Below are 16,071 nucleotides of genomic sequence, written 5' to 3'. Positions count from 1 at the left end.
TGCATGTATTAGGCACGCCGCCAGCGTTCGTCCTGAGCCAGGATCAAACTCTCCATAGTAGCGAACGATTGCTCGTCCGTATATCTGAAAGCTGAAATGCTCAATTGACTTGCTAGCGAGATTTTACAATCTCTTTTTTGAACGATTGCTCGTTCGTGCTTACTCACTCGTTGTTCAGTTTTCAAAGATCAATTTCTTTCGTTCACTGCCGTGTTACCGAAGCAGCGAGAAGTAATATACCACAGCTCGTTCATCAATTGCAAGCACTTTTTTTCTCGTCAATTTCTGTCGGTGTCTGTCGGTGTTTGCTGCTTCAAAAGCAACGAGGACTAATGTAACATGCTCAGCAACCAATTACAACCCCTCTTGGAAATGTTCCACTATTGCCATTGTTTCGAATGTTCCTACAGTGATAAACAATAAGATAGCGGGCAAATCGTATCATCTATATAGTAACTAGTCTGGTTAAGCTAACCATTCATAACCTATCACAGCAGCCTCGCTTTATTGTCGTACTAAAGATTCACGTTAGAGCCTAGCAAGTTTTTAACCATCTTGAAATTGACTAACTTAACTCCCTTGCGTTCAACAACCTGCGACTGAATCATTCGATATCCATGACGTTCAAAAAAAGGTTTAGCAGTTATGCTTGCCTCTGTATCAATTTCAATAAGACCTAATCCTCTTGCTTCAAATTCAAGCATGTTCACCAATGCAGAAGCAATTCCTTGCCCTTGATAATCCTTGTGAATGAAAAGTCTATCTAAGTGACCATATTGTGTTATATCAGAAAATCCAACTATTTCACCTTCGATCTCTGCAACATACGTAACATTGTGACTCAAAGAGTCTTTCCAGGTATTCAATTTGAGCGTCACTTCGTCTTTGGGAGCCCAAGCATCCAGTTGCTCTTGTGAGTAGTCCCGTTTGTTTACCGAATGCACTGTTTCGTAGAATAAGGAGACAATTTGATTAATATCCGTATCCCTGAACTTTCTTATATCCATTTTGGCCCCCATTTATTTAGCATGTTCCGCAGCACTCCTGCTCGTAATTTCAATGGAAAAGAGGAGCTGCTGTGAAGCAAGCTCCTTCACTATGTTTCATTTACCTGTTTGTGATGTAACTTTTCAATCTAAAATAATTTTTCATAGGAAAATCATGATTGACCCATTCTTCCTTAAAACCATCTGCTCCGTACTTTGATAAAACTAAATCAAGTCCATGAATTATAACTTTGACAAAATCAATAATTGAGCATGTTTCATTCATATCTATGGTTTCTTTTTTTCGCTTTAGTAAGTCTTCAAATGACACAATTTCAATATTTAACATATCTTCTCTAACCCTGCGCAAATTCCAAAGCGTTCCGCCCGGTTCCTCATGCCATTCAAAATGAGTTGCTGATACAGGATAGGTACTTATTTCTGGAATTAGTAAAATTAATGCCTTCAACATATCATCGAGTGCGTCAGTTAAGTAACTGGTAGTGAAATATGCGATGTTAGAGTTGATTTCAATAAACCCCTCGGCCCAGCCTTTACCGCTTAACTTATATTCAAATCTCAACCATAGTCACCTCGCTAGTTATTTCCCGTCAATAAAGACCTCACAGTTCGTTATAAGTAAAAAAATCTAGCCTGTGACAAGGTTCACTTATCCCAACAGATCATGTTACTTTCTGGGCAACCTTGCTAGTGGAAAAACTCTATCGAGGGCATTTATACGTTCTATTAAAAAAAGGAGCAGCTTCAAAAAAAGCTCCTCCATTCTTTGAAACAACGAACATACTGTGGTTTTGCGTGTAACAATTTATTCTAAGTTCATCAACTTTTTGACTCGTGCTTCCAACTCAACCAGCGAAAAAGGCTTCGTCATATAATCATCCGCACCCATGTGCAGGCCCTTGACGACATCATCTTCTTTCTTCTTGCCAGAAAGCATCAGCACCTTCATGTCGCCCTTCGATAACCGCGAATCCTTCTGCAACTGCTCCAACAAACTAAAGCCATCCAGCTTCGGCATCATCCCATCCAGGATACATGCATCGAATTTCTTGCTTAGCAATAAATCCAGCGCTTTTTCACCGTCGGCTGCATGTGTAATGGTAATGGCCAAGTGCTCCAAGTGAGAGGTCAGAATGGCTCGTAGAATCGGATCATCGTCCACGATCAACAGGCTTTTCTTCTGAATCAGAGGAGCTGCTGCCGCTTTATTGGAATGTGTTTCATTTTCCTGCACAGCACCCATAATACGATTTCGGCCTTGCTGCTTCGCTTGATACATGGCCTCATCGGCTTTGGATACCCACTCAGCTACCGTCATCCCTTGCTGCCACTCGGCTACGCCGCCTGAGAACGTAATGGAGAAGGTTTGCCCTTCATATTGAGCCACCGGATTGGCACGCACTTTGTTCAGAATCTCCTGAACGGTTGTGACTGCTTGTTCCATAGCCGTATTGGGCAGAGCAATTACGAATTCTTCTCCGCCAAAACGGGCAAGCAAATCGGTGGACCGCAAGTTGGTTTGCAATAAATGCGCCAAGCCTTGCAGGACGATATCTCCCACATGATGCCCATAGGTATCGTTAATTTTTTTGAAGAAATCAATATCAATAAAAACCAAGGAAATCGGTGCCGGATATCGTTCGATCCGCTGCAGCTCCATCCCAATCTGAAGGTCAAAATAACGACGGTTAAACACACCGGTAAGCGGGTCACGGAAAGCCAACTGCTCGAAATTTTTGGTTCTCTTCAGTAGTCCGTAAATTCTTGCCGCCAGTTCTTCATACTGAAATGGTTTGGTAACATAATCATCTGCACCTAAATGGAAGCACCGAACCTTATCATTGAGATCATTGCGCCCGGACAAGACAATAAGCGGCAGCCACTTCAACGTTGGGTCTTCCTTAAGAAACTCAAAAAGCTCATAGCCGGATTGAGGATGCATCATCAGATCTAGAATAACCAAATCATACGTATGCTGGCGCAATAATTTGGTCGCTGATTCCACATCAGCCGCTTCATCAACAACACAATCGTCAAGCTGCAAGCGACGCGTCAAATAGGAACGCAGCACTCCATCATCATCCACCAGCAATAGCCGGCTTTTGAGCGAGCCCAGCATCGAGCCTCCGCCCGGATCCTGCTGCTCATCCATCTGGATTTCCGTTAAGCCGATATCATATTCCATGTTCATTTCCCGAAGAATCTGCACACTGCGTGTTGTACTTTCTTCGACTGGTGATATCGGCACAAGTATTTCATCTATTTTGCTATCCAAGGACTGTGTCCATTCCCAAATACGTACGAGATCCTCAGCCAACTTACCGATGCGCACATAGCCAAAAATAGGTGAACTGCCTTTAAGTGTATGGATAATGCGATAAAATTGGTTCAGCTCATCAACGGCAGGTGCAGATTGAATAGTATCAAGCAAGGAATTGAGCTGCTTTAACTGCTTTTCAAATTCACGGATAAACAGTTTTCTTCCTTGTCTAAGAATTCTCGCATCCCGGTCTGATTCGGACTTTGTATCCTTCGTTGGCTCTAGATTCGTATGACTCATGATTGGACATTCACCCTTTTACATAAATAAATTGCTATATATATTGTTCGTACTAAGCTTGCAGTAATTGTCCAACCGTATCTAGAAGCTGGAGTGGGCTGAAAGGTTTAACAATATACGTCGTAACGCCGGCCGCTTTGGCCTTTTCCTTATCTTTATCCAAGGCTTTGGCAGTTAAAAGAATCACCGGCAAATCGCGGTTCGCATTATCGCTTTGCCGCAACCATTCACAAACCTCTACGCCCGTACGTTCCGGCATCATATAATCCAAAATAATTAAATGAAAGGTTTCCTGCTCCAACCGCTCAATCGCTTGTTGACCGTCTTCAACCTCTGTGATTTCATAGCCTTCATCGGATAATGTTTCTGTGAGCAGAAACCGGAGAGCTAATTCATCATCGGCAAGCAAAATTTTGTAGGCAGACATATCGTTTCTCCTCAACCAATAGAATTACCGCTAATTATAGCATTTTGTGTCGAAGCAAGAAACCTGGAAGTCAAGAAATTGTATATCTAATATCCATCCATTAGAATGGGAATATACGACATTAAACAAAATATTGGAGGTAGGATGATGGCGATACAAGCAGGGATTACACCATTGATTTTGAAAATGAATGCAAGAGGGAATCCGTTCCACGTTCACGCGACGCTTTTGTGGGACGAGAACGATGTTATCCTAGTAGATACAGGTTTGCCAGGTCAGTTAGAGGTTGTTCGCAATGCCCTCGAAGAAGCATCTTTTCCGTTCGAAAGTTGACGAAAATCATTATTACCCATCACGATATGGATCATATCGGAGGCTTGCCCGACTTGCTTGCCGCTTCCGAAGGACGCATTGAAGTGCTCGCTCATGAAGTATCAAAACCCTACATACAAGGGGAAATTCCTACGCTTAAAGGCAAAATGCTTGTGCAGCCATCCAAAGTGGATGTTACACTGCAAGACGGTGACATCCTTCCTTATGGTGGAGGCCTTCAAGTCATCTTCACACCAGGCCATACACCGGATCATATCTGTCTCTATCATCAACCAAGCCGGACCTTGATCAGCGGGGATGCGTTGACTGCTCAAGACGGCGTACTCATGCCTCCTAATCCGGATTTCACTCCTGATATGGATACAGCGCTTAAGTCGGTCGCCAAATTGCTCGATTGGGATATCGCTACCGTGATTACCTATCATGGCGGAGTTTGTACGGAGCGGATTAAAGAACGCCTTGCTGAGATCGCTGAGGGTAAGAACTGAGAAGAGTAGGCCTATCTCCGCAAAGGTCCCTCCCTATACAAAAAGAAAGAGCTGAACATCGCTGTCGGCTCTTTCTTCTACCTGGCTTTCCAAGATCCACTCGTTATTTCCGTTAGCCCGCTGACATCTGTCCAAATATAGACCCAACCCTCGTGCAAGCCGTTCCGATCACGAATCCACACGCGCTCGTACTCATTGGTTTGTCCGGGCCCATAATAGTCTTCCAAGATGTCCATTGCGCTTAGCCCCTCTTCCGTGACCTTCAGCCATTCCCCGATAACGATACGCTCATCATCAGGTTCAGCCGGAAGGGCCAGTGCAGGGTAGTCACCTACCTGATACAAACTGCCGCGAACCGCTCCAGTCGTGACCGATAGCAAGTATGGCTCCACAACATAGTGATTGCTTTCTCCAACCAACAGGGTACCATAGACAAAAACTGAAATCATGGCAGCTCGCTCCCAGCGCTATCTCGGCACGCCGCCAAGAATAATATCCAAATGCCGAGAAGTATCGTATACCGTTTGCAGCGGACCTTCCGCGTAGATCTCAACCTCAGCTGTCAGCGTATCCGTATAACCGATTTCCTGCAGCGCATTACGTACGGCTGTCCAATTAACATTACCGGAAAGCAGCGGCACAAAGCCATGGCCGGTACCTACACTGGGACGATAATCTTTCACATGTACTTTTACGATACGTGAGCCAAGAATTTTGATCCACTGCTCAGGATAACCGTTATGTAAAATATTGCCCACATCAAAATAGACTCCAACATTAGGCGACTGCACAGCATCAACATAGGCGCGCATTTCAAGCGGAGACAGCAGAAATTTGTTCCACACATTCTCAATGCCAATGCGTACGCGGCGCTTCTCCGCCTCTTTCGCCAGCAATGCAAGCTCCGCATGGCTGCGATCGTAGCAAACATCATAGGAGGTGTGTTCGTTGACCGCTCCAGGCACAACAAGCACCGTATCCATCCCTATGAGCTCAGCTAACGCCAGTTGTTTCTCAACAACTCGGCGTCCCTGTTCACGCACAGACGCGTCTGCGGAGGAAAGCGGGGTTTGCCACAACAACGAAGTGGACAAGCTTCGCAGCTGAATGTCATATTCGTTGGCCAAACGACCGATCGCCTCGGCCTCTGCTGCCGTCGTTTCCATGGTCAAACCGACACCGCCCAGCGGGTTAACATTCAGCTCGACGGCATCATAACCGGCCTCACGGCTGATCGCGAATACCTGCTGAAGCGGTGTCCCTTCAGGAAAACACCATTGATTCACACCTTTTAACATAGGCCACCTCCCACATGTTTTTCAATGAGTGCTATTCAGCTGCGAGGTAGATCGTTTTTTTCGCTACAGCTGACTCGTTAGCCGCCAAGGTAGCTTCCAGTGTCGCCGCCGCTTCGCTGAAATCACCAAGCACGAGGTCTTGTTGTCCACTTTTGACTGCCGCTACAAACGCCCGATTCTGTTCGAGATAAAAATCCATCTCCGAAGTAATCGTCACATCTTGATTGTCATCTACTATACGAAGCGTCAACCCGCTGATTGACACGTAGAAGTCGCGTCCAAAAAATTCTACATCCCCTCGTCCCATATGGCGGGACAAGCTGGTGTTGCTGATCGTACCGAGCGCGCCGCTGCGCAAGCCAAAAGAGACAATTCCTACATCATAGACCGTTGCCTCCGGGTGAAGACGTTGGATATGACGCTGCTCATAGTTGGCTTGCACGTAATCAAACTCTCCCGCCAAATAGCGAATCAAGTCCATTTGATGGGTGGATTGCTCGACAAGCTGGCCACCAGAGAGATCCATCTTCCGCCACCAGCTAACCTCCGGCATGCCGCCGATTCGGTATGCAAGCACCATATCAATTTGCTTATCAGCCAAATATTCTTTGGCCTTCTGCACAGTATCCAGATAACGCAAGCAGTAGCCTGAAGAGTTAATGATGCCGGATTCGCGGATCATTTGGTCTTTACGACGGACAGCTTCCATCTCTAAGCCAATCGGCTTTTCTGACAATAGATGGATGCCCCGCGCTGCCGCCGCTTCTTCAATGCCTTCCCTGGCAAAAGGAGGCGTACAAATATAGAGCGCATCAATGACCCCAGCATCCAGAAGCTCCTCCACCGTTTCATAAGTCTCAGCGCCAAATGTTTCAGCAATTTCCCTTGCCCGATCCCCATTCATATCGCATACAGCCGTGATGACGGCATCCTCGATTTGCTGCAAAGTTTTCAAATGATATTCCGCTATGCCCCCAACGCCGATAAAACCAATCCTGACTTTTTCCATCTATTGTGTTCCTCCTATAACTTGTTTGCGTTCTCTTCCTTATCATAGCGAATAAGCAAGCGGTTGTATTTAGGGAAAACGAACCGCAATTTACACAAAACGCAACTCAAGCATAAGCGGAGCCGTGCTGCATCCGTTGACTTTTCCGCCAAACCGTAGGCGGCAAACCCTCTTGCTGCTTAAACCACTGGGAAAAGGAATGCAGCCTGGAGAAGCCCACCTGCTCGGCGATTTCGCGGATATCCTTCTCTGTCGAGCTTAGCAGCCACTTCGCTTCCTGCAAACGACACTGCTGCTGGTACTGTTTTGGGCTAACCCCATACATTTGCTCAAAAACGCGCCGAAAAGCGGGCTCCGTAAAGCCGGTCAGCTCAGCCAGATCAGAGATTTGAATCGATTCCTGCATATTTTCACGCATATAGTCAGCCGCCTTGGTCACCGTCATCCCCTGCAAATCCTGCTGGGAATGTTCAAGTAAAAAAAGCAGCAATACTTCCATCCAAGCTGCATAATTCGCTTGTTTTTCCTTGAGGAAAGAGGCCTTCATCCGGAGCCACTCCCGAAACAAGCGTTCAAATCGTTCTTTATCCAGTCGAGACAACGCCAGAAATAAAGGCGCTCCTTTCGCGCCGCCTCCGAGCTTTTTGAGCAGCTCCGTAATGCGTGCGGATACGCCCTGCAGCAGGATAACACCAAACCTTACACTAGTCACGGCTTCAAAACGGTGAGACAGATCCGGGGGGATGATGACGATATGACCTGTTTCCATCACACTTCGTTTGGACCACTCGAACATCCCCCTCCCTTCGAGCACGATGCTGATCTCGACCGCAGGGTGACGGTGGAATCCATCATCATAGAACTCGGCATCATGGGTACCGATAAAACTTCGGATTTCCAGTTCATCTTGCATATAGCTTTCACCTTCTCCAAACGATAGTAACGTTGCGCAGCGTTTTCTTCCTTTTATAGTTCCCGTCGTTAGGAGCTTTTCCTTTAATTCGCTCACAATTCGCCGCCTCGTCGCCACGAAAAAAAAGCAGCACCTCTAGGGATGCTGCTTCTACGCTTGGTTTGTAGTGATTTCACGCGTTTTCACAATGATTTTGCGGATGCTGTCTTCCGATAAATGAAAGACCTTGATCAGCTCCATAACGGTGGAGCCTGTTTGGTACAACCGGAAAATCTCTTGGTTTCTGCGTTCAATAATAATACGTGTTCCGTTATTTTCTCCCCATCCGGCGCGTTTCTGCTCTTTCTTAGGGATATATACGATTTCACCTTGGATATATTCTTGTAATTGTTTTAATAGGTTAGGGGGAAGAACGTCCTTCCCGTTCTTGTAACTCATGGATGAAAACCTCCTCAAATTGTGCAAAGCTAAACTTTGACGGATTTGCAGAGAGTATCTTCATCGCCCCATAACCTCCTACCATTCTCAAAAAATGGAATAAAAAAAACACGATCATAATCGTGCCTGTCGGTTGTATATGCAATTATACAATTCAGGTGAACGGTTATTCCACGAATGATATTCAGTTAGGAGACGAGTACCTCTGCGGCGGCCGCAACATTCATCGCTACTGTCATTGTCATTGTGTTCATTAAAAAGCACTCCTTTCACCAGATAGTTTATTGTGTTCGTTTGTTGCCTTGTTCATGTGTTCATCAGTTGTTCACATTTCTCATTATATGTAAAAAGCATCTCGCTGTCTACTCGTTAATTAAATTTTATGCGGAGGCCTTGCGGCCCCCGTTGGAACAGTGATCCCTGCTTACGCAGAGATCACCTCTGTTTGTGTTGTAATCAACTTGATCACTCCTTTCTGCAGGAATTAAGCCGGCCGGCTACTTTTCTATTTACTCATATTCCCAGCTTGTTCTCAAGTGAAAGAATCATTATATTGATTCTTTCCTGACAGCGGAAATCTGAAGTTAACCAAGCGCCATGACTGCGATCCCGCTGCTGTCCAGCAACGCGCGGATATCCCGCGCGAATTCCACAGCATGCTCGCCGTCGCCATGGAGGCAGATCGTGTCCGCGCGCAGACTCAGCTCCTCTCCCTCAGGGGAGAGAACCTTCCCTTCGCGGACGAGCCTGATGACCTGCGCCGCAGCGTCAGCGGCGCTTGCCAGCAGCGCCCCCGGCTGATCGCGGGGCGTCAGTGAGCCGTCGCGCTGGTAGCTGCGGTCCGCGAAAGCTTCGCTCGCGGTTCGCAGCCCCGCGGCGGCGCCCGCCCGCAGCAGCTCGCTGCCGGGCGGGCCGAACAGCGTCAGCTCCGCGCTGACGCTGAGCGTCGCTGCCGCAATGGCCGCGGCGAGATCATGGCGCTTCGCAGCCATGTGATAGAGCGCGCCATGCGGCTTGACGTGCTGCAGGCGTCCGCCTTCGGCGTGGACGAACGCCTGCAGCGCCCCGAGCTGATACAACGTCAGCTCGTAAGCCTCGGACGGCGTGATCGCCATCTCGCGCCGGCCGAAGCCCTGCAGATCGGGCAGGCCCGGATGGGCCCCGATCGCAACGCCTTTGCGCAAGCACAGCTGCACGGTGCTGCGCATAGTGGCCGGATCGCCTGCATGGAAACCGCAGGCGATGTTGGCGGAGCTGACGTAGTCGAGCAGCTCCGCGTCACGGCCGAGGCGGTAAGCGCCGAAGCCCTCGCCCATATCGCAATTTAGATCAATACGCAAAAGTGTCCACTCTCCAATCCTTCCGTTCCTGCTCCCAGTTATCTCTATCCATGTTGATTCCTAACCCGAGCTTGTACCCCGACTTCCAGCAATCGCAGATTCATAGCCTGCCTAAGAAGCTGCTCTTGTGCTTCCTGATGACTGATCGCCCGGAAACGAAGCGTGCCGCCAGGTTTCACCTGAGCCGCCAAAGGCAAATCGGCAGTAATGACATGCGCTATCCGTGGATAGCCGCCTGTTGTTTGGCAATCAGCCATCAATAGAATAAGTTGTCCGCTGGAAGGAACTTGAATGGTTCCTGGGGTAACAGCTTCAGAAACCATACCTTGAGCTAAACCATCTACTGGATTAAGCTGGCTTCCCGCCAACCGATAGCCCATTCGATCCGATTGCGGTGTAACTCGGAAGCTTTGCTCTGCAAAGCGAGATCGGCTCTCTGCCGTAAAATGAGCCGCTTCATTTCCCCATACGACTCTGAGAATCGGGTTGTCCTCATAATGCGGCCTGATATATGTACTTACTTCACCTTGAAACCGTTTGAAGCCTTCAGACGTAGACAATCTTTGCGGTTCGCAAACACCCAACCTATCGCCTGCTTGAAGAGCTCTCCCTTTATAGCCCCCAAGACCTGCCCGCAAATAAGTGCTTTGACTGCCCATAATTGGAAGTGCCTTAAAACCACCGCTCACAGCCAAATAAGCTCTGCACCCTTTGACCGCATAATGAACATTTAGCTTACTTCCCTTAGGGATCACAAAAGGCCGCCACATTGGCACACGAATGCCATCAAGCTCCGCATCTGTTTCCGCACCGCACAGAGCAGCTATCATATCCTCTTTAGCGAGCATACTCGGACCCAGCAGCGTCATCTCTAACGCACAAGCCCCAGCCGAATTGCCAACTAGAATATTTGCTGAACGATGTGCAAAATGATCCATAGGTCCTGACGAAATAACGCCGTATTTCCGATAGCCATAACGTCCTTCATCCTGCAAGGTTGACAACAGTCCTGGCTGAATGATCTCAAAGCCCATCGTCTTGCTTCCTCTCCCTTAGCTGTTCGAACTGTTCCGAAGGTATGGAGACAAATCTCACTCGATCCCCTGCTTCCAATAAGGAGGGTGGATGCGCATCAGGACGAAATAAAGCCAGCGGCGTACAGCCGATTAAGTTCCAGCCGCCTGGTGTCTCCAAAGGATAGATGCCTGTTTGCGCGCCGCCAATTCCTACCGAGCCTGCGGGGATCTTCGTTCTAGGTTCCGATTTCCTAGGCGTAGCCAGCCGTTCACTCAATCCGCCTAGATAAGGGAAGCCAGGCGCAAAGCCAATCATATAAACCGGGTACACAGATGACGTGTGGAGACGAACAATCTCCTCTGGGGAAACTTGATGATACGCAGCAACATCCGGTAGATCAGGCCCATAACATCCGCCGTAGCAAACAGGGATATCAACGATGTTCCCTAGCTCGCTCATTTGACTTTCATTTTCTTGTTGAACATATTGTGCCATCAGGGTTTCAATATGCTGGAGGACAATGTCATAAGGCAGCAGTGAATTCGTTATCCCGTTGCGCCGCGCTTTACCCCTGGCATTTTGGGCAAGATTATAACTATATACCAGCATGCTGTCATAAAATATGGTGATTGTCGTATAAGCAGTTATCAATTCTATAAAGCCTTCAAAACGATTTTTCTCCAAATAAACCGCCAATTGGCGAATTTGCTTCAGCAAAGATACCTCAATGCTCGTTCCTAACTGGATAACCAGACCCGAATCTCCTAGCGGTCGGCACTCATAGCCGAATGGGGTCATGCAAAATGCTGCTTTTTGAGCCAGTTGGCACAAAGTTCAGGCCAGATATAAGCTTCGGCATGGTCCCCAGCAAGTCCGATTCCATGACGTCCGCTTTCAAACACATGCAGATCAAAAGGCACCTTATGCCGGCTAAGCGCTGCTGCGAATAAAAGGCAATTCTCGACGGGAACCGCGGCGTCATCTGCCGTATGCCAAAGAAAAGTTGGAGGTGTCTCTTTCGTTACTTGCTGCTCATTAGAAAGGTGGGCCACAAGCTTCTCATCCGGCGTTTGTCCTAACAAGTTATGCATCGAGCCGATATGTGCGAACTCTCCTTGAAATGTAATTACGGGATAGCACAGCACCATAAGGTCAGGACGACTGCTATGTCTTTCTATCGGGTCCGCTGATTCTTGATCTCCTGCATCGAAGTGGGTTCCTGCTGTTGAAGCCAGATGTCCTCCCGCCGAAAATCCAAGAATCCCGATTCGATTCGAATCAATACGCCATTCTTCCGCATGGTGTCTCACAGTTCTTATCGCACGTTGCGCATCTTGCAGGGGAACCGGATGTTCATATGGCGCTACATGGTAGTTCAAAACAAAGGCGGAAATTCCCAGTCCATTTAGCCACTTGGCAATGGGTTCCCCTTCGTGCGGAGCGCGGCATGAGTAACCGCCACCTGGGCATACTATGACAGCTGAGCTTATGCCTTCCCCAGGCACCGGATATAAAGTCAAACTCGGACATCCCTGGTTATCTTCACCGATGCTATCTTTGGATGCTCCGGGCCATAATTCAATCGTTCGAATTGTACTCACTGTGAAACCCCCTCGTTTTATATCCGTACTAACTTAATAATATCCAATCTTAACCAAGTAGCAAAGAGTCTATTTAATAAAAAGGAGCTGATCTTCAATGATTGTTGCGACAACTGAGCAAATTGCGGGTTATGAAGTCACAGAAGTTTTGGGAAGTACATTTGGTGTCGTTGTTCGTGCACGAGGAATTGGCGGCGATATTCTCGCTTCTCTGAAAGGATTAGTAGGCGGAGAAGTCACGCAGTACACGCAAATGGTCGAGGACGGACGCAAGCAAGCCATGGACCGACTAGTTAAAAATGCTGCCGCAATGGGCGCAGACGCCATTGTCATGATGCGTTTCGACAGTGGGGATATCGGCCAAAATATGAGCGAAATCGTTGCTTACGGCACCGCGGTACGGACACGGAAATTATGAATGCTGTAACGCCATTTCTACTTTTTTATGGCGCTTGGTTAATTGGTATTATTGTGCTTTTTCTGCTTGGCTACATGATTTATGATAAGCGGTACAAAAATAATGGGGCAAACACGCCAGCGAAGCCTTCCAATGGCTTTCTCTCTACCCCCGAAGTGTTTATTGATCCGAAGGATGGCTTCACCTACCGCGTTTATTATAATCCAAGATCAGGTGACAGAGAATATATTCGGGAAAAATAAAGCTGTCTGCATCGCAAAAAGCCGCACATATCAGAGCTTGCGCTCTTCTTATGTGCGGCTTTTATTTATTTTATTAAGCGTGGCTTAGTCCCAAATAACTTCCCAGTTCTGATTCAGGGTGGCTTCTATCGTTCCCCGCTCCATAATGTACCCAGCCAAAAGCTCGGCCACATCCGTGGGAATATCCTTGATGACTGGTTTATTTTGGAACATGGCATAATTGCCGCCGCCGGCAGCACGATAATTATTCATCACGACATCGAACGATGCCTCGAGATTCAACGGCTCTCCTTCATAGTCGAGTTGAACTACTCGTGATCCGATTGGGCGGGAAATGTTCAATTTGTACGTGATCCCTTCCCACATATCATAGTTGAAATGCTGCGGCTTGGGTTCTTTGAACTTGCTGCTCACTTGCACATCACCCGTCGACGTCAGTTCAAAATACTCCGCAGACTGCTCCAAAGCATCCTTAATATCTTGACCGGAAATGCGGATCACCTTGAGCGTGTTCGGGTAAATATAATTAGAGACAATATCTCTCATCGTAATATCCGCTGGAAATCCGGGCGAAACATTATCGAATAATGCAGTATTCGAAATCAGCGCTCCCGACAAATCCATCTGTACGCGGTTGATGAACTCGATCAAAGCATTGTCCTTTAAGCGAATTTGCATCGGATCCTTTACCCGCATATCCCCAGTCAATTTGCCGATCGGTTGATCCAGCCACTCTTGCGTCTTGGCTTCATATGGGCTTACGAGCTCTATCAGCTTCTTGTCCGCTTCGGTACCTGCGACAGAAAGTAATTCAGATGTTTTGGCATCTATTTGCCATTTCCCCTTGAGAAGCGACAGCTCCAATTGTACTTTCCCCAGCGTAACCCCCGTAGTTCCAGGTTGGACTACGATCACACCGTTCACTTGGATTCCGGCTATACTGCGGTGTTGATGCCCTGTCAGCAGAACATCGATTCCGTCAACTTCCATGCACAGTTGGTAGCCCTGATTCTCACCTGTCAAAGGTTCAGTAGGTTCTCCTGTAGTCAGATCTCTTTCAAAACCTCCGTGATACGAAACGACTACAACATCAACTTGCTCCTGCTCCTTAAGCACCTTCACCCAAGTCTTCGCGGCTTCAACCGCATCTACAAAACGAAGTCCTTCAATATGGACTGGATTTTCCCAATTCGGGATATAAGGCGTTGTCAGCCCCAGAATTCCCACACGAATACCGTTCTCAAATTGTTTAATCATATAAGGCTTGCCCAAGAAAGGCTCTCCGCTCTGCGCATCCAATATCGTCGCGCACAACCAGGGAAATTCCGATTCTTTGACCGCTTTGCGAAGGACATCCAGTCCATAATTAAATTCATGATTCCCCACCACAGCCGCGTCATAGCCCAAATAGTTCAGCCCAAGCACCATCGGATCCATCGGCTCGTTATCCAATCTCGCATGATGATAGGCAAGGGGTGTTCCTTGGATAAGATCGCCATTGTCAATCACAATCACTTCTTGATGGAGACTGCGTTCACTGGCAATGAGTGCGGCTATTTTCGTTAAGCCTACTTCGTTAGCTTGGTTGTTCGCATACTGGATAGGCAGCATACTGCCATGTAAATCACTCGTTTCCAATATGCTGATTGTACAAGTTATTTGTGAAGCCTCTTTAACCAAACTAACCACTCCTACGATTGAATTTATTTGTGTTGACTATTATACAATAGACATTGATAGATTGACAGGTTGCGGCTGTTTGGGATTGCGGCTTGGTTGAATTGAGGACGCTGTTTGTTGCGGATCATGGCGGTTGCGACTGCATTACTCATTTTTGGCTGGCTCGGTTCGGCTTTGCTGGGATTTGCTGCTTTTTCGGACTCGAGACTGCCTTTTTGGCAGGCTCGGCGGGGGGCTCCTGCATGCCTCTCTTACCTCCTCAGTACAAAACGCAGCATCCGGCTTACAAGCGCAGGAAGCACAGAAACATGTCCCTCGCCTTCAAATTCGTGATACACAACATGCAGCTCTTCCTTGGATAACAGTGAGAATCGGTCATAGAATTCACGGGCATTGCTGTTCATCCCACTAGGATGCGATCCCTCTAATTCTCCAACAGTAATTAATAGACCTATCTTTGACGTGTTCTGCTGCAATAACGAAGGAAACTGTTCTTCTTGCTGTCTGAGCAGCTCTTTGTTCCAGTGAATCGACGGGCTGCCTGCCACATAAGATTGAAAGCTATGAGGCTTCGTTAGCAGCGTCTGAAGAACGAACAGCCCGCCAAGCGAATGCCCAAAAAGTGCCTGAGCATTTCTATCAATTGGATAATCACGCTCGATCCGGGGTTTTAATTCCTGCTCAATGAAAGCTCGGAAATCCTCCGCACCGCCAAGCTTTGGCCACACATGATCTTTATTCCTGACAGGCAAAGTTTGTAAAACTTCATCCGATGTCGGCATGGTGAAATCATAATAACGGGAATCATCGAACGGTTCATCCGTCGGATACCCGATTCCGACAATGATGGCAGGATACACCCCCGTCTTCTCCGATCTTCTGCCTTGAACGCGCATCGCTTCGACGATCGTACCGAACAGCGCATTGGCGTCCAGCAAATAAATAACCGGGAATCCGAGGGGTGGGGCCTCTTGCGTTGGCGTAGCGACTAAGATGCGATATGGCCGCTCTTTTGCCTCCGAATGAAGGAGGAACTGCTGTGTATTCGGCAAAGAAAACGCCTCGTGGCGATTCTGAGCCGCAGCTTGATAAGAGGTAGTCTCGTTGCCTAAAGGAATCATGTTTCGTTTTCCCTCTCCTTCCATGTTTGAACTATTTTTAACATAGTCTTTCATTGATAATAATTCTCATCGTCGATTATAAAGGTAGCCTGCTATCTGTACCATGAACGATATCCTTGTTGGAGAATGGATAATTTACAGACATTTGAAGCTGCAGACTTCCCTTGCAGCTTGCATGT

Annotated in this window: 19 protein-coding genes and 1 rRNA gene; 4 read left to right on the top strand and 16 right to left on the bottom strand. The window is 47.6% G+C overall.

Translation table 11 applies throughout. The features are described from left to right. The 5 genes from BC351_RS26700 to BC351_RS26680 form a co-directional block, all read right to left on the bottom strand. Nucleotides 1-59: ribosomal RNA gene (locus BC351_RS26700) — 16S ribosomal RNA — on the bottom strand; the annotation flags it as partial. A 456-nt stretch (nucleotides 60-515) separates the two neighbouring features. Next, nucleotides 516-1,007 (bottom strand): GNAT family N-acetyltransferase, encoded by a 492-nt coding sequence (locus BC351_RS26695; RefSeq protein WP_079416749.1) that lies wholly within the window; start codon nucleotides 1,005-1,007, stop codon nucleotides 516-518. Between the two features lie 100 nt (nucleotides 1,008-1,107). After that, the gene (locus BC351_RS26690) at nucleotides 1,108-1,569 is read right to left on the bottom strand and encodes a hypothetical protein (RefSeq protein ID WP_079416747.1); all 462 of its coding nucleotides are present in this window, start codon (nucleotides 1,567-1,569) and stop codon (nucleotides 1,108-1,110) included. A gap of 243 nt (nucleotides 1,570-1,812) precedes the next feature. Beyond that, entirely contained in the window at nucleotides 1,813-3,567 is a 1,755-nt protein-coding gene (locus tag BC351_RS26685) for a diguanylate cyclase (protein WP_079416745.1), read from the bottom strand. Nucleotides 3,568-3,619: 52 nt separating this feature from the next. Then, nucleotides 3,620-3,994 carry a response regulator gene (locus tag BC351_RS26680; RefSeq protein WP_079416743.1) on the bottom strand — a complete coding sequence of 125 codons (375 nt, stop codon included), beginning with the start codon at nucleotides 3,992-3,994 and terminating at the stop codon, nucleotides 3,620-3,622. Nucleotides 3,995-4,138: 144 nt separating this feature from the next. Here BC351_RS26680 and BC351_RS44135 point away from each other — a divergent pair, with 144 nt between their 5' ends. After that, nucleotides 4,139-4,327, top strand: a complete 189-nt coding sequence (locus BC351_RS44135; protein ID WP_341866026.1) for an MBL fold metallo-hydrolase — start codon at nucleotides 4,139-4,141, stop codon at nucleotides 4,325-4,327. Beyond that, nucleotides 4,324-4,815, top strand: coding sequence for an MBL fold metallo-hydrolase (locus tag BC351_RS26675; RefSeq protein ID WP_341866025.1), 492 nt, complete (start codon nucleotides 4,324-4,326; stop codon nucleotides 4,813-4,815). Before BC351_RS44135 ends, BC351_RS26675 begins: the two co-directional genes overlap by 4 nt. A gap of 77 nt (nucleotides 4,816-4,892) precedes the next feature. Here BC351_RS26675 and BC351_RS26670 read toward each other — a convergent pair whose 3' ends face one another. The 9 genes from BC351_RS26670 to BC351_RS26630 form a co-directional block, all read right to left on the bottom strand. Then, nucleotides 4,893-5,264: a gamma-glutamylcyclotransferase family protein gene (locus BC351_RS26670; protein WP_079416741.1), complete on the bottom strand. Its 372-nt coding sequence runs from the start codon at nucleotides 5,262-5,264 to the stop codon at nucleotides 4,893-4,895. Nucleotides 5,265-5,282: 18 nt separating this feature from the next. Further along, nucleotides 5,283-6,113, bottom strand: a complete 831-nt coding sequence (locus BC351_RS26665) for a sugar phosphate isomerase/epimerase family protein (protein WP_079416739.1) — start codon at nucleotides 6,111-6,113, stop codon at nucleotides 5,283-5,285. Between the two features lie 31 nt (nucleotides 6,114-6,144). After that, nucleotides 6,145-7,122: a Gfo/Idh/MocA family protein gene (locus tag BC351_RS26660; protein ID WP_079416737.1), complete on the bottom strand. Its 978-nt coding sequence runs from the start codon at nucleotides 7,120-7,122 to the stop codon at nucleotides 6,145-6,147. Between the two features lie 106 nt (nucleotides 7,123-7,228). Beyond that, entirely contained in the window at nucleotides 7,229-8,035 is an 807-nt protein-coding gene (locus BC351_RS26655) for a helix-turn-helix domain-containing protein (RefSeq protein WP_079416735.1), read from the bottom strand. 150 nt (nucleotides 8,036-8,185) lie between these two features. Further along, nucleotides 8,186-8,473 (bottom strand): CD3324 family protein, encoded by a 288-nt coding sequence (locus BC351_RS26650; protein WP_079416733.1) that lies wholly within the window; start codon nucleotides 8,471-8,473, stop codon nucleotides 8,186-8,188. A gap of 584 nt (nucleotides 8,474-9,057) precedes the next feature. Continuing rightward, nucleotides 9,058-9,813, bottom strand: a complete 756-nt coding sequence (locus BC351_RS26645; protein WP_279628374.1) for a LamB/YcsF family protein — start codon at nucleotides 9,811-9,813, stop codon at nucleotides 9,058-9,060. A 44-nt stretch (nucleotides 9,814-9,857) separates the two neighbouring features. Next, complete coding sequence (locus BC351_RS26640) at nucleotides 9,858-10,847, bottom strand: 5-oxoprolinase subunit C family protein (RefSeq protein WP_079416729.1); 990 nt, start codon at nucleotides 10,845-10,847, stop codon at nucleotides 9,858-9,860. After that, a complete protein-coding gene (pxpB, locus tag BC351_RS26635; protein WP_079416727.1) occupies nucleotides 10,837-11,628 on the bottom strand; it encodes a 5-oxoprolinase subunit PxpB in 792 nt (263 codons plus the stop codon). Before pxpB ends, BC351_RS26640 begins: the two co-directional genes overlap by 11 nt. Then, entirely contained in the window at nucleotides 11,625-12,422 is a 798-nt protein-coding gene (locus tag BC351_RS26630; protein WP_425270945.1) for an alpha/beta hydrolase, read from the bottom strand. Before BC351_RS26630 ends, pxpB begins: the two co-directional genes overlap by 4 nt. 106 nt (nucleotides 12,423-12,528) lie before the next feature. Here BC351_RS26630 and BC351_RS26625 point away from each other — a divergent pair, with 106 nt between their 5' ends. Beyond that, nucleotides 12,529-12,849: a YbjQ family protein gene (locus tag BC351_RS26625; RefSeq protein ID WP_079416725.1), complete on the top strand. Its 321-nt coding sequence runs from the start codon at nucleotides 12,529-12,531 to the stop codon at nucleotides 12,847-12,849. Then, nucleotides 12,846-13,091, top strand: coding sequence for a hypothetical protein (locus BC351_RS26620; protein ID WP_079416723.1), 246 nt, complete (start codon nucleotides 12,846-12,848; stop codon nucleotides 13,089-13,091). Before BC351_RS26625 ends, BC351_RS26620 begins: the two co-directional genes overlap by 4 nt. Nucleotides 13,092-13,175: 84 nt before the next feature. On the opposite strand, the gene BC351_RS26615 is transcribed toward BC351_RS26620, so the two are convergent. Both BC351_RS26615 and BC351_RS26610 read right to left on the bottom strand, forming a co-directional pair. After that, the gene (locus BC351_RS26615; RefSeq protein WP_279628373.1) at nucleotides 13,176-14,771 is read right to left on the bottom strand and encodes a bifunctional metallophosphatase/5'-nucleotidase; all 1,596 of its coding nucleotides are present in this window, start codon (nucleotides 14,769-14,771) and stop codon (nucleotides 13,176-13,178) included. Between the two features lie 251 nt (nucleotides 14,772-15,022). Further along, nucleotides 15,023-15,892, bottom strand: coding sequence for an alpha/beta hydrolase (locus BC351_RS26610; RefSeq protein ID WP_079416719.1), 870 nt, complete (start codon nucleotides 15,890-15,892; stop codon nucleotides 15,023-15,025). Nucleotides 15,893-16,071: the final 179 nt, after the last annotated feature.

It is taken from the genome of Paenibacillus ferrarius (assembly GCF_002027705.1).
GTDB lineage: Bacteria > Bacillota > Bacilli > Paenibacillales > NBRC-103111 > Paenibacillus_E > Paenibacillus_E ferrarius.
This window is presented reverse-complemented; position numbering and strand designations above follow the sequence as displayed.